9 protein-coding genes and 3 pseudogenes are annotated in these 13,373 nt (G+C 58.8%); 8 read left to right on the top strand and 4 right to left on the bottom strand.

Annotated elements, in window-relative coordinates:
* The first annotated feature begins 406 nt into the window (after positions 1-406).
* From OH764_RS34300 to OH764_RS34285, 4 genes and pseudogenes are all read left to right on the top strand, one after another.
* A complete protein-coding gene (locus OH764_RS34300) occupies positions 407-1,114 on the top strand; it encodes a Rossmann-fold NAD(P)-binding domain-containing protein (protein WP_498851407.1) in 708 nt (235 codons plus the stop codon).
* Between the two features lie 252 nt (positions 1,115-1,366).
* Positions 1,367-1,906, top strand: coding sequence for a sigma-70 family RNA polymerase sigma factor (locus tag OH764_RS34295; protein ID WP_498851406.1), 540 nt, complete (start codon positions 1,367-1,369; stop codon positions 1,904-1,906).
* Positions 1,907-2,554: 648 nt separating this feature from the next.
* Positions 2,555-3,062: pseudogene (locus tag OH764_RS34290) on the top strand (transposase); the annotation flags it as partial.
* Between the two features lie 292 nt (positions 3,063-3,354).
* Positions 3,355-3,717: a hypothetical protein gene (locus OH764_RS34285; RefSeq protein ID WP_498851405.1), complete on the top strand. Its 363-nt coding sequence runs from the start codon at positions 3,355-3,357 to the stop codon at positions 3,715-3,717.
* Between the two features lie 524 nt (positions 3,718-4,241).
* Here the strand turns inward: OH764_RS34285 and tnpC are convergent.
* Together tnpC and tnpB (OH764_RS34275) are read right to left on the bottom strand one after the other, a co-directional pair.
* A complete protein-coding gene (gene tnpC, locus OH764_RS34280; protein WP_498851404.1) occupies positions 4,242-5,810 on the bottom strand; it encodes an IS66 family transposase in 1,569 nt (522 codons plus the stop codon).
* Between the two features lie 29 nt (positions 5,811-5,839).
* Positions 5,840-6,043 (bottom strand): annotated as a pseudogene (tnpB, locus tag OH764_RS34275) (IS66 family insertion sequence element accessory protein TnpB); the annotation flags it as partial.
* A 490-nt stretch (positions 6,044-6,533) separates the two neighbouring features.
* On the opposite strand from tnpB (OH764_RS34275), the gene OH764_RS34270 reads away from it, so the two are divergent.
* Positions 6,534-8,627: a recombinase family protein gene (locus OH764_RS34270; protein ID WP_498851403.1), complete on the top strand. Its 2,094-nt coding sequence runs from the start codon at positions 6,534-6,536 to the stop codon at positions 8,625-8,627.
* Between the two features lie 18 nt (positions 8,628-8,645).
* Here OH764_RS34270 and tnpB (OH764_RS34265) read toward each other — a convergent pair.
* Together tnpB (OH764_RS34265) and tnpA are read right to left on the bottom strand one after the other, a co-directional pair.
* Positions 8,646-8,819, bottom strand: a pseudogene (gene tnpB, locus OH764_RS34265) (IS66 family insertion sequence element accessory protein TnpB); the annotation flags it as partial.
* An 8-nt stretch (positions 8,820-8,827) separates the two neighbouring features.
* Positions 8,828-9,214, bottom strand: a complete 387-nt coding sequence (tnpA, locus tag OH764_RS34260) for an IS66-like element accessory protein TnpA (RefSeq protein WP_498851402.1) — start codon at positions 9,212-9,214, stop codon at positions 8,828-8,830.
* A gap of 198 nt (positions 9,215-9,412) precedes the next feature.
* Between tnpA and OH764_RS34255 the strand changes: the two genes are divergently transcribed.
* The 3 genes from OH764_RS34255 (at position 9,413) to OH764_RS34245 (ending at position 12,579) form a co-directional block, all read left to right on the top strand.
* Positions 9,413-9,682: a hypothetical protein gene (locus OH764_RS34255; RefSeq protein ID WP_498851401.1), complete on the top strand. Its 270-nt coding sequence runs from the start codon at positions 9,413-9,415 to the stop codon at positions 9,680-9,682.
* Between the two features lie 675 nt (positions 9,683-10,357).
* Positions 10,358-11,323 (top strand): NADP-dependent oxidoreductase, encoded by a 966-nt coding sequence (locus tag OH764_RS34250; protein WP_498851400.1) that lies wholly within the window; start codon positions 10,358-10,360, stop codon positions 11,321-11,323.
* A gap of 233 nt (positions 11,324-11,556) precedes the next feature.
* Positions 11,557-12,579: an IS30 family transposase gene (locus OH764_RS34245; protein ID WP_498851399.1), complete on the top strand. Its 1,023-nt coding sequence runs from the start codon at positions 11,557-11,559 to the stop codon at positions 12,577-12,579.
* Positions 12,580-13,373: the final 794 nt, after the last annotated feature.

The following is a 13,373-nucleotide window of genomic DNA, read 5'->3' as shown; positions in this document are numbered from 1 at the left end:
AAGCGCTGCAACGCACAGTTGTTTACCCCCAGAGTCAACGTATTGTTGCGGGACAACACGTCATATATGAAATGACACTGGTGTCATGTTCGGGCTCCTGCATTACTGTGAAAATGGCCTCGGTTCAATTCTGCCTAGCTGCATCGGAGTGGAAAGAGCGCGCGTCCCGCTATACGCAATGAAGGGAGCCGAAGATGTTCCGCGCAGTGCCAAAATCTTTGACGCGCCGCCAAAGTGAGGGCGGTGCGTCTCTCCGGCGAAGCATTGGCTCAAGTCTTCGCTCCACCGAGCGAAGGTTGGACGAATGTTAGTAACGCGAGAGCCTTGACACCCGGCGGCGGCATGCGCGTGGCGGTAATCAGAAGCTGTAGACCTTCTAATAGTTCAGCAACAAGGAGAAGCAGACATGACAAGCACGGCAGGCAAGCCCCTCGCGTTGATCGTGGGTGCGTCGCGCGGACTTGGATGGGGTCTTGCACGCGAATATTTGCGACGTGGTTGGGAAGTTGTAGCTACTGTGCGTGACCTTGAAAAGCGGACGCCATTGCACGACCTGCAAAATTCGTTTGGGAGCGCACTATGTATCGAGCAGGTAGACATTGACTTCCCTGAGCAAGTAGAGGCGCTCTATAAGCGGCTCGCACTGTCCACGTTCGACCTGCTGTTTGTTAACGCGGGCGTTACGAATGACCCTCAAGAAATCGCTGCGCAAACTAGTGACCAAGAATTCTTCCGTGTGTTAAAAACAAATGCACTAAGTCCGACGCGGTTCATAGAACGGTTTGTCGATAGAGTGGCGCCTCAGGGCATGGTGGCCGCAATGTCGTCTGAGCTAGGTAGTATTGCGGACAACGCGACCGGTGGCTGGGAAATCTATCGGAGCAGTAAAGCCGCATTAAACACCTTGTTGCGTAGCTTAGTGGCGCGCCGACAAGAAGACCTTCGAACGTATTATGTGGTTGCGCCGGGATGGGTACGCACCGAAATGGGCGGCCAGGAGGCTCCGCTCGATATCGACACCAGTATTCCGGGCGTCGTTGATGCTCTAGAGGCGCGGAAAGGAATGCGAGGGCTGATCTTCGTCAACTACCGTAACCAAGTTTTGCCTTGGTAGCGAGAGCTGCGGAAACTGCGCGCTATGTTGATCATGAAGTGGCGAATGTCCAAAATCGATGTGGCGAGATCACGACTCATCTTCCGCGGGCCTTTGCACGACGTCTTGATCATCGACCGAGAATGCGACCGGGCAAAGTTACAGTGCGGGATGGGTTTGTCAGTGAACCACGTGAGACGCCGTTCGAGGGCACTTGCGCCTTTTGCGCTCTCGTCTATCGCACGCACAGTCATCGTTGAGTTTGGGTAAATTATGATCGCGCAACTTTCACTAACTTTGGTTGAAGTGTTCGCGGATATATTGCCTGAAGTGTGGGCATTTGCACTGCGATTGAGTGGTGACCCCTCCGCTGCCACGAGACTTATCGAATCCGCGTGGAGCCGCGTCCTCGATGGCGCTTGCGCTTCGAAGCTCTTCACATCGCCACTAACCGCAATCTTCAACAGTGTATATTTGGACTGGACCGGCGCGCACAAGCGCCCCAACGAACTTGAAATCCCGCTTGCGGAGACAAAGAACGTTTCGCCACAGCCGGTTGGTCAAACACCCTTGGACCCTGTGGGTGCGACGCTCGACGACGTGGTCACAGCTGTCTGTACGTTATCGGAGTTTCAGCGAATACTAGTTGTCTGCGTCGAATTGCATGGCCTCACGCATTCCGAGTCGGCCGAAGTCCTCGGCGTTTCGGTAGATAAAATACTGAGAGAGCTTGCATCCGCACGACAAGCCATTGGCTTCCATGTCTGCGCTGCCGCGAGAGCCAAAGGAATCTCACCCGCAAGAGCGAGCTAGAATGCCAGACTGCTCGAATTACCGTGATGGTCTTAGGTCGTAAAGACTACATACTTCTTTTCATTCGGTCTGTTGGACTTGGCGCAGGAGGTTTTCGCCGTATGCGCTCCCGTTCACGGTTAGCACCACCCGCTAGCAGACTACCAGAAACGCCCGCCATGGAGTAGTCCCTTGATTCTTAGGGGAGTTCATCACTTGGAACAGCTCCACGTATCTGAAGGCACAAGGACTCCCTCGAAATAAGGGTTAGTCTTGAGTGCGGGTAAGGCCGCGGCGTCGCCGCCGCAGCTTCCCCTAAGATCGGTACGTTCATGTTTTTCTACATACGGCTCAAGGATCCTTAAGTCATTTTGCGAGTGACCGGCGCCACGGTACCAGCGCCTGCACATCGCAATGTCGAGGTTTTCCCGCCGAGGCGGAGGGTGCAGACACCGCGTGCGGTGCTCTCTCATGCTCCCTTTATGAAGTCTTTCGACCACTCTGTGCTGGGACACCGGGCGAAGGTCTGCTCGCTTTCGCGCAGGATGGTATTGAAACCCCTGTCTGGCCGGTTACAGCCCACCAGTTGCTTTGTTTGCCTTCTCATCGCCGCACGGTCAACTTGCCTTACGGCTTTGTTTGCCTCTGGGCAACCGTACGGGCGCACCCCTCGCCCTTGCTGCCGGGGAGCGACCACTGAAAACGGTCTGCGAAGTTCTCGGCGTGACGCGCTCCGGCGTAGCGGCGTAGCCGCGAAACGGGCTCGCACATCTGATTCCCACATAGTCGTAGGGCCGGACCCACCAACGACGCGGAATTGGTTGAGGAAATGCAGGCCTACGTCGCGACCCTACCGACCTAAGCCTACCGACGCATCTAGGCACTGCTGCGCCGCAATCGAGAACAGAACCTCAAGCGCGCGTATCGCGTTATGCGCGAGCATCAGTTAATTTTGTTGTTTTGGCGCCGTCCCGGCGCGCAGCGAGATAAGCGGCGGCATGAAGGTCGCGTTGCCGCGGACCGCAGCGATACCCGCTGATGCTCCGATGGCGTTGAGTTTCGGTGCGGCGATGGCACGCCGCTGCGCGAAACGTTCGCCCTTGATCGCTGCGACCTTGAGGCAATTAGCTTGGCTGCGGCAACTCGAGGCCAAAGCAGCAACGTGGTGCGCGACGTCAGGAAATTAACGAATTGGTGCTCTAAGTGAAATCGAGGCAATGGGAATGTCCAAATATCCAAAACGATGGAATGTTTTTTTCAAAGCGTTGGTTGTAAACCGCGAGATCGCGCAATAGCGATTGCCTGCTTAACGCCTTAACCAAAGCCATGCCGCGCGCGGAAAGGAGGAAAAATGCGCACGCTGCATCCGTTCTCCTTTGGCCCACATACAAAACGTACCGGCCCGCCAACGTGCTTATGGTCGCAATTGAGAAAATGGCGTCGCGATGGCTTCCTGAGAAGACATTTTTATGAAACGGTTCGTTGGCATCCTGTTGGCCGCGGTAGCGTTGGTGGCGCTCACTGCTTGTGGCGGCGGCAATGATCTGAGTCCACCGGTGGTTCAGCACCCCGAGAATCAGGCGATCTGGTCGGCACTCGGCGGCGACTCGGCCGCCCCGGCAGCCGTGGCTGGCGTCGTAAACGCGGCTGTCACCGGTCTATTGGCAGATTCGGTCGAGGCACCGTATTTTGCAGCGGTAACAGGCAACACCAGCAAAAGCAGTGCGGCCCATGACACTCCCGCGCGGTTGGAAGCATGTCTTACTTTGCAGTTTGAATCGCTCCTCGGGGGGGCGGACACTTATCCTGGGTCGGTCAAGGTTGCCCGGTGATGTCGACGCCCGACGGGAGATGTGTTAGGACATGACGGCCGCCCATAACGACGTCGGTGTGCTTGGCTGCGGGTTCGACAGTGCCGACGCTGTTCAACCTGCGCAGCACTATCACGAACGCTACGTCCGGCGGCCCGCTTTATCTGCCTCCTACGGTAGCAACATGCTCCGGCTAGCGGCGGCGCGAAGCACGCGCATTATGGCTGTCCTCATTGCAGCGACGTGCGTGAGCGTCGCTGCGATTGGCTAGATGCATACATCGCAGGCGCGGCAGCTTCTGGCTAAACTCGGCGTCCCGTTCCCGGTTGATACGGTCGATTAAAAAGTCGTCCTATCCATGTGGAACGACGCTATTTCCAGGCAAAGAGGGTCGATTGCGGCACCGGACCGTCCGGCCCTCGGACCGCAGCTCGATCGCAGTACGGAGCCGGAAGTGGCCGAAGAGATGGCTCGCGACAACCTGCATTGCCACGAGATTTCACGTAAGCGCGGCAGCAGTGACGTCTTGACCGGGATCGTGATTGTCAGGCTAGACTGCGGAGCTGATCGGCGACGACCCACGGTGTGAGTTCGTGAACGCGATTGATCGCATGGTCAGCGATGCGTGCGAGCACGTAGCGCAGATACGCCTCAGGATCGATGCCAGTGAGTTTTGCGGTGCCAACCAGGCTGTAGATGGCGGCGGCACGTTCGCCGCCAGAGTCTGCTCCAGCGAACAGATAGTTGCGGCGCCCGATGGCCACTCCGCGTAGCGCGCGCTCGACTGGCAGGTTATCAATTTCGAGCTGGCCATCATCGCAGTAGCGTGTGAACGCTTCCCATCGGTTCAACGCATAGAGGATCGCCCGACTCGTGTCAGATTTGCGCGAGAGCGTTTCGAGAGTCGTCGTGAGCCACGCATGGAACTGGTCAAGTAACGGCCGTGCGTGCTCGTGGCGATAAGCGCGGCGCTCGTCGGGCGGTTTGCCTCTGATCGTTTCCTCAATCCGGTATAGCGCGCCGATACGCTCGAGCGCTTCGGTGTTCAACGCATTGGGGCGCGCTGCGTGTAGTTCATAGAACTGTCGTCGGGCGTGCGCCCAGCAAGCTGCCTCCGTGACACACCCGGTTTCGTAGATGGCCTGGTAGCCACCGTATGCATCGGCTTGCAGTGTGCCGTTGAACGATCTGAGGTGCTGCTGCGGATGGATACCCTTGCGATCCGGCGTGTAGGCAAACCAGACCGCCGGCGGCGTGATGTCGGCCGATGCACGATCATCGCGCACGTACACCCACAAGCGGCCGGTCTTCGTCTTGCCGTTGCCCGGAGCAAGCACGGGAACCGGCGTGTCGTCGGCATGCAGTTTCGTCGCCGACATCACGTGAGCACGCAGTGTTTCAACGAGTGGCTGCAGCAGCGTCGCCGCGTGACCGACCCATTTCGCAAGCAGCGAGCGATCAAGCTCGACGCCTTCTCGCGCGTACATGACTGACTGCCGGTAAAGCGGTATGTGGTCGGCGAACTTCGAGACCAGCACGTGCGCCAGCAGCCCTGGGCCGGCGAGACCACGCTCGATGGGACGGCTCGGTGCAGGTGCCTGAGAGATGTGGTCGCAACACACGCAGGCAAGCTTCGGACGCACATGACGGACGACCCGGAAGCTTGCCGGTACGTACTCAAGTTGTTCGGCGACGTCTTCGCCCAGCGACTTCATCAGGCCACCACACTGCGCGCACTTCCCGGCGGATTCGGGCAAGTGCGTCTGGATCTCGCGCGGCAGATGCTCGGGCAGTGGCTTGCGCGGTGTCTTCGGGATTTCGACCGGTGCCGCGCCTTCATCAGTCTCAAGCTCTTCGAGACGCAGTTCCAGCTGCTCGATCTGACGATCCAGCTTCTCCGACTTGCGACCGAACTGCATACGGCGCAGCTTGGCAATAAGCAGCTTCAGGTGTTCGACGTCGGCTGCGCGCGAAGCCAACGCGGCTTGTTGCGAGTCGACTGTTTCTTGCAGTGCGAGCACCTGAGCGTCACGCGCGCGAAGTGCCGCCTCCTGGCTGAGCAGCATGGCCTTCAGCGTTTCGACATCGTCGGGAAGTGGGTTCGCGCGCGTCATGCGAGCAGTTTACGCGCCAGCAACGACGTTTACAACGCTGAAGTCGGACGTGCCGTTCTCGTCGGTTGCCGCCAGTCGATACCTTCCAGCAGCATCGACAGTTGCGCCGGGCTCAGGCAAATAACGCCGCTGTCGGCCTGAGGCCATACAAAGCGACCCTTCTCGAGTCGCTTCATCAGCAGGCACATGCCATCGCCGCTCCACCACAGCACCTTGAGCAGGTCGCCAAGCCGCACGACATTCAACATACCGATCGCAAATCGTTGCGATCGCTTACCGCTGGCACCCCGCCTGTGGCCAGGAATACAGACTGGTCCGCCGTACAGGGCGCCGGGGGAATCAGATGGTTCACCTCGACGTTCCGCAACACATCTCCCGGGGATTGCCAGCCTGGATGCTGGATGCGTCCATATGTGCGGCAATGTCGCTCGGCGAGCCGCAAGTGAGCGCAGAAGCGCTGGCCTTGCTGTGCCGCATCCTGGATGATCGAAAGCGCTACTCCGTGACAGGAGGATTATCGAAACCTCTGTCAACGGAGGGCTATTCCGATGAGACCACTGCAAAGAGAACCCGGCGTACAACTTCCACTGGAGTTGGACCGGGACCCAACGTTCAGCACAGGCATCGTGGGGAATCGACGGGAGGAAGTGATCGAAGCGCTCGCGGCACTTCTGCTGGAAGCGCTGGGCAATCCGGCAAACACAAACGACCCAGGAGATAGCGATGAGCCAGAAGATCACCGCTGAACATCTCAGCCGCGGTGCAGTCGTCTATGTCCGGCAGTCAACCATGAGCCAGGTAGTGGAGCACACGGAGAGCCAGAATCGGCAGTACGCGCTCGCTGAATCTGCACGGGCCATGGGCTTTACTTCAGTAACAACGATCGATGATGACCTTGGACGTTCGGGTTCCGGCAGTATCGAGCGGCCTGGGTTCCAGAAGCTGGTCGCGTCAGTGTGTGCAGGATCCATCGGCGCCGTGTTCTGCCTCGAGGCTTCGCGACTTGCGCGTAACGGTCGCGATTGGCACCATCTCATTGATCTTTGCGCACTGGTTAGCACGGTCGTGGTTGATCACGATGGCATCTATGACCCCAGGCTGGTCAACGATCGTCTCCTGCTTGGACTCAAAGGCACGATGTCGGAGTACGAACTCAGCCTACTCAGGCAGCGCGGTATCGCCGCCCGCGATTCGAAGGCCCGGCGCGGGGAATTGCGCTTCGCGCTACCGCCCGGCTACTGCTGGAACGAGCTGGGGCAGATTGAGATAGATCCAGACGAGCGGGTTGCCGAGGCCATCCGGGTGCTCTTCCGCAAGTTTCGCGAACTCGGCAGTGCTCGTCAGGTGCTGCTATGGGCCATACAATCGGACCTCAAGCTGCCCGTAACGCGGCACGGTCCTGCGGGCATCCGGATCGAATGGAGTCGGCCTGCATATCACACGGTCGTCCAGATCCTGGCGCATCCGGTTTATGCTGGGGCGTATGTGTTTGGAAGAACAACCCAACGCACTGCGGTCGTCGATGGACGGGCTCGTAAGACTGAAGGCCACTCCAAGCCAATGAAGGACTGGAGCGTCCTGTTGCGCGACCATCACCCAGGGTACATCACGTGGGATCAGTTCGAGGAGCATCAAAGGATGATTGCCGAGAACACGCACATGAAGAAGCGGGCTTCCCGTCGATCTGCTCGTGGTGGGCGGGCATTGCTGGCTGGCCTGGCGCGATGTGGCCGGTGCGGTCGAATGATGCGCGTCAACTACGGCATGAGAGCTGGCCACGCGCATCGCTATTACTGCCGTGGAGATGAAGCACACGTCGGAGCATTCCGCTGTATCGGAATCGGCGGAATACGTATCGACAAAGCAGTGGCGGCCGCAATTCTCGAAGCGGTTTCGGAGCATGCGGTCGAAGCGGCCGTTCGCGCTGCACAGCAAACATCGCGCGCAGGCGATGATGCGCGTCGCGCGTTAGCCTGCGAGCTCGAGGAAGCGCGCTACGATGCCTCTCTTGCCGCACGCCGGTATGAGGTTGTCGATCCGACGAAACGATTGGTTGCACGCGAGCTTGAAGCGCGTTGGAATGCAGCCCTCGAACGTGTCGCTCACCTTGAAGAGCGCGCTGCGCTTCTGGACCGCGAGGTTGCAAGCCGGCCCGCGATCGACCAGACGCAGTTGATGACGCTCGCGCGCGATCTCCCGGCGGCGTGGAATGCGCCGGGCACCGATATGCGAACAAAGCAGCGGCTGACCCGTATTCTCATTCAGGAAGTCGTGATTGATCTGGACGACAATACGAACGAAGCAGTCGCAACGGTTCACTGGACCGGTGGTCGGCACACGGAGCTGCGCGTCGCACGCGTGAATGTTGGTCGATATCCATCTGGCCAACACTTCAGCGCTGTTGAGGTTATGCGCAAGCTTGGCGGGCAGTGGCCGGACAGGGAGCTTGCGGTGACCATGAACCGCATGCGATGCAAATCGCCAGACGGCAAGACCTGGACCACAGTTCGTGTTACCGAAATGCGTGAACGACTGAGCATTGCGGCATTCGATCCCACCGCGTCGCACGCGGAGACGATCAGCGTGGAAGAGGCCTCACGACGACTGGGAATCTACGGGAGCTCGATTCACCGCCTGATACGGGAGGGAATATTGCCTGCGACGCAACTCATGCCCTCCGCGCCCTGGCAGGTCCCTCTTGCTGCGCTCGATTCCGACGCCGTCAGGGCAGGTGTACAGGCTATCAAGGACAGGCGACCGCCTCACTTCAAAGCCCGACAGGAAGCAGATAAGTCCCTCAAGCTGCCGGGCTTCTAACCAAAGGATGCACTATGTCACGAGACTCCCGCGTTTGCCGCGAAACACGAAGACGTGCCCGCAGAAGGGATCACGTTCCAGCACGGTCTGCACCTTGGCGGCGAGACTGTTGAAGCCGGCGCGCATGTCAGTGACTCCTGCGGCAAGCCACACTCGGGAGCCGGAAGGCAGGCCAACAGCAGACGGCAGCATCAGCAGGCTCATCGAGCAAGGCCCCGCACAATCTTGATCAAGGTTGCGATGGGTGTGTCAGCGCTTAATCGTAGCCGGACGTCACCGCATTCGACCTCGTAGGTGCTGACACCGTCCGACGATTGGCTGGCCGCTGCTTCCGGCAAAGGCTCAGCCACCGCCACGGGTAGCCAGCCGAGCGCAGGTGCCTCTGGCAACGAAACGTCGGGCATGCCGAAATCACCTGCAAGATAATGACGACGCCATTTGAACAGCAGATTGGCGTTGACGTCGTGCTCGCGAGCGATGAGTGCGGCCGATGCGCCCGGCTTGAGTGTCGCTTCAACGATCTGCCGTTTGAACTCGACCGAAAAATTGGGGCGTTTGGATCGTTTGGATTGCGCAGCGTTGTCCACTATAGCGTCCACCATTCATTTGGTGGACACCAAAGTAGCCAAACTCAACGAGGATATCTAGACGGTAATGAAGACGCGCTTACGATTTCACGTGGTCTTCGCTATCTGCCCTGTCGCGGCGTACCGGCGCAACTGCTTCGCACAAACGGCCCGCCGGTAAGCGAAATATGGTTCAGCTTTAAACCGGACCGCACACTCATGGCGATCAATCTTTACCGCCGGGACATGAGTGAATCCGAGATTAGGCAGAGCTGGCGGTTTGCATTGCAAAATCTGCGCGAAGCCCTTGTAGTTCCGACAGCGATGAAAGGGGATACCACCTTGACCTCCCTAATGGAAAAACCCGTGGCGGTGGCAAGGGTGGAATATGCGTATTCAGATTATGTTGCGACGGTCAACGCATCTCACTTGCCTTATGGAGGCTTGGCAGTGCGAGAACAGTATATGTCGGCAATCGCGGTGCGCTAATGACGGATGCTTGAAGGGAGCGCCTGACATCCGTCGGGTCTCCCTCAAGCGTGCGAGCGTGGTGAGAGGCGTCGAAGTCTGCGGCAGGTAGCTTGCCTGGCAACGTGGCGACCCGGTCCACCATGAACTGATCGAACACGCAGCTAGGCGCGCCGACGTCGGTATGGCCGGTCGTCATGTCTTGGCACTCTGGTTGGGCGTCGACATCACCAGCAATCTGGACGGGCCCGGGATAGTTGTAGGCCCCGAGAAGCGATTAGACGGGGTGGTCTGCCGATTGACCTTAAAGCAGCGGATGCGGCCCAGAAACGTGGGAGAACGCGCGGGCAGGTTCCTTCGGTTAATCATGGCAGACGACGGGACCGGGCAGGTCGGACCTCGACCTGGTGAGGCGGCTACGTCGCGCCTGCGAAAGTTTCCCATCCTCGCCGTCAGTTAATTCCTTACAATGCCATACAGCGGTGCTCTTCTGCTAATGAGGTAGAGCGGCTTCCGCAGGCGAGCATTGCAAATGCAACGGGGTGCATGCTGGCGTGTGCGTTCGCACATGGAGCAAGCTAATCGAGATGCGCGGGACCTTATTACTGACTGTCCTACTGTTACGGCGTTGCCGCGGCTGCACCGCTCCAACGAATGTACCGATTGCTTAACGCAGCAACTTTAATAGAGGCAAGTATGAACGACGGATTGGGCCCGGTTAGGCAATTGCCAGCAACGATGCGCGCGGTCCAGATCGACGCATTCGGTGGGGCCGATGCCATGCAGTATGTCGAGTTACCTGTTCCGCGTCCGACGTCGGGCCAACTATTAATTAAAATCTCTGCTGCTGGCGTCGGTCCATGGGACGCATGCATACGATCCGGAAAAAGCGCCCTTGCGCAACGGCTTCCGTTGACGCCGGGTTCCGACATTTCTGGAACCGTTGTATCAACCGGTCCTGACTTGACCGGTTGGAGCGTGGGCGATGAGGTTTTCGGTGGGACCAACCCTCGCTTCACTAACGGCTACGCCGAGTATGCTGTCGCTGACGCGGCAATGCTGGCCATAAAGCCTCCAGAGATGAACGCCCCCGAGGCAGCATCGGTTCCTGTCATTGCCGTTACGGCGTGGCAGATGTTGTTCGAATTTGCGAAGCTTCAGCCGGGACAGCGCGTGCTGGTTTATGGAGCTGCTGGTAACGTCGGCAGCTACGCTGTCATGCTTGCGGCACAGGCGGGAGCTCGTGTTATAGCGACTGCTTCACAGACGCAAGCGCAATATGTCCGGTCGCTCGGCGCAGAGGAAGTGGTAGACCCTCGAACGTCCCCGCTGCACCATCTCCACAAGAGAGTAGATGTAGTAGTCGATTTAGTCGGCCCGGAAGCCATTGCGCGGTCGTTTGATCTCGTTAAAACCGGCGGCGTGCTCGTGTCGGCGGTTGCAGAACCTGACAAGCAGCGGGCCCGTAACGAGCAACTTACCGCAGGCTGCGTGTTAGTGTCTGTAACGACAGAGCGCCTGTCGAGGATCGCGGACCTCTTTGCGTTAGGAAAACTTCGCACGCGAGTCGGAGAGGTTCTGCCGCTCTGGAAGGCAAGAGAGGCTCACCAGATGATGGAGGAAGGGCGCCAGCGACCGGGCAAGATAATTTTGCTTCCGTGAGGACCTTGGGGATTTCTCTTGCACTGTTCTAGGGGACAACGAGTTCGCACTGACGCCATCATTCTGGAGCATCCAGTCCCTAACGGCGTTCAAGTGGCGAACGTTAAACAGCGCTGCCCTGAATCTAACGGCCTGACAAGCCTTCTTGTTGCTCTCCTCGCACCTCTTTGAGCTTTAATTTAGAGGGCGGCCTCAAATCTGAAGTGCAACACCGTTTCGTATAAGGTGTTGCGATGCACGAAAGAACTCGGTACCAGCAACTTCAACCTGAAGAGCGCCTCATCATTGCAAGCCTGCATCTACAGGGGTCGAGTATCCGGGCCATGGCCCGGATACTCGGGCGCTCGCCGGCCACCGTTAGCCGTGAACTGACGCGAAACAGCTCCCCTGCAGGTTACGCATCGGTGCCAGCTGAAGCGCTCAGCCTCGCACGCCGCAGTGCGCGCCGCCGCCCCACAAAGCTTTGCCTGCAACGCGTCTGCTGGCGTGTCGTTCTCACCCTGCTCGAGTGGAAATGGTCACCCCAGCAGATATCGGGCACACTCAAGCGTATGTATCCGACTGACCCGACCCAGCAGGTTTCGCACGAAACCATCTACACGGCCATCTACGCCCAGCCGCGCGGCGAACTGCGCCGACAGCTCATTGCCTGCCTGCGCCATGGTCACAGCACGCGCATGCCGCGTACACGAGGCACAGACCGGCGCGGACAGATTCCGGGCATGGTCAGTATTCATATGCGGCCGCCTGAAATCGAGGACCGGATGCTGCCTGGGCACTGGGAAGGCGACTTCATCAAGGGCGCAGGCAACCAGTCCGCGGTAGGCGTTCTGGTCGAACGGACCAGCCGCCTGGTGCTGCTTGCGAAGATGGAAGATGCCACCGCCGCTTCGGCGCTGGCGGGCTTCTCCGCCAAACTCAATTCGATTGCCGGGCCATTGCGGCAGAGCTTCACCTACGACCAGGGCAAAGAAATGTCGCGACATAAAGAGCTCACCACCTCGACCGGCGTGAAAGTGTACTTCTGCGACCCGCACAGTCCATGGCAAAGGGGCACCTGCGAAAACACCAACGGGCTGCTGCGACAGTATCTGCCCAAAGGCACGGACCTTTCGGTCTACAGTCAGGATGAACTCGATGCCATTGCCGACAGTCTGAACAGCCGGCCTCGCGCCACTTACGCCTTCCATTCGCCATTCGAGGTCTTCGCCGCGACCCTTGCTTCAGCAAGTCAACCTCAAGGCTCTAAACATTAATCCCGCTGTTGCGCTTCACCCTTGAAACCGCCGAGCTATAGCGCGTACCGGACTTTTTCAGGGCGAGCCCCGATGCGTCAAGTGATCGATAGATCGCCGCCCATCCGCGTAGCGAAGACACGTCTACGCCATGCGTTACGGCCACCTCTTGCCGGTACAACACATGATGCCAGCCAGCCGTCAACTCTCCATGACGTGTCCAGTCCGTCCCAGTATCCATGCTGCATTTGAATAAAGCGTGCATTCTTCATCACTTCGAGGCTGAGGCTGCATTTTGCCCGTATCTAGGCCAGAAGTAACTCGGATCGATACCCGACCTCTCTTCGCGTCAACGAACCAAAGTTCGTCACCGCTTGGTGAGAACCCGTGTGCTCGCTGTTAAATGCTGTCTATTGACAGTCGAAAACGAGGTTTGATCATGCTCGCCCAAATTCTCGAAGATCGTGAGGCCGGCGTCCTGTCGGTGGTACTGCCGCGTCGCGTGCGCTGTGGAATCAGGTCAAGCCATGGTTAATGTGCCGCCGGACACAACCAGGCCTATCGCAGCGCCGAGCGAGCATTACGGCGAGAGCGGCGATGGCACCAACGCAAAGTCGGAATCCGCAATTCCGCCTGCGCCCGCTCCAGCCGCGAGCGCTGAGCTTGCTGTTCTGCGCTCGTTGGCCAAGCCGCAGGCGGACAGAGAGTCGTCCGACGTTGCGCCCCGATTTCGCGCGCGCACGAAACCGATTGGCATCAGGACGCTGGGAATGGTGGCATTGGCTGCAGGCGGACTCGGCGCGCGGGCCGCAACG

This window comes from Burkholderia sp. M6-3 (genome assembly GCF_050858985.1).
GTDB classification, from domain to species: Bacteria; Pseudomonadota; Gammaproteobacteria; order Burkholderiales; family Burkholderiaceae; genus Paraburkholderia; species Paraburkholderia caledonica.
The sequence above is the reverse complement of the archived record's forward strand: the minus strand, read 5'-3'. Positions and strand labels throughout refer to the sequence as shown.

Excerpts from the sequence above, each read along its gene's own strand:
- OH764_RS34300 (WP_498851407.1), top strand. The coding sequence starts at position 407 with ATGACAAGCACGGCAGGCAAGCCCCTCGCGTTGATCGTGGGTGCGTCG.
- OH764_RS34295 (WP_498851406.1), top strand. The coding sequence starts at position 1,367 with ATGATCGCGCAACTTTCACTAACTTTGGTTGAAGTGTTCGCGGATATA.
- OH764_RS34285 (WP_498851405.1), top strand. The coding sequence starts at position 3,355 with ATGAAACGGTTCGTTGGCATCCTGTTGGCCGCGGTAGCGTTGGTGGCG.
- tnpC (WP_498851404.1), bottom strand. The coding sequence starts at position 5,810 with ATGACGCGCGCGAACCCACTTCCCGACGATGTCGAAACGCTGAAGGCC.
- OH764_RS34270 (WP_498851403.1), top strand. The coding sequence starts at position 6,534 with ATGAGCCAGAAGATCACCGCTGAACATCTCAGCCGCGGTGCAGTCGTC.
- OH764_RS34255 (WP_498851401.1), top strand. The coding sequence starts at position 9,413 with ATGGCGATCAATCTTTACCGCCGGGACATGAGTGAATCCGAGATTAGG.
- OH764_RS34250 (WP_498851400.1), top strand. The coding sequence starts at position 10,358 with ATGAACGACGGATTGGGCCCGGTTAGGCAATTGCCAGCAACGATGCGC.
- OH764_RS34245 (WP_498851399.1), top strand. The coding sequence starts at position 11,557 with ATGCACGAAAGAACTCGGTACCAGCAACTTCAACCTGAAGAGCGCCTC.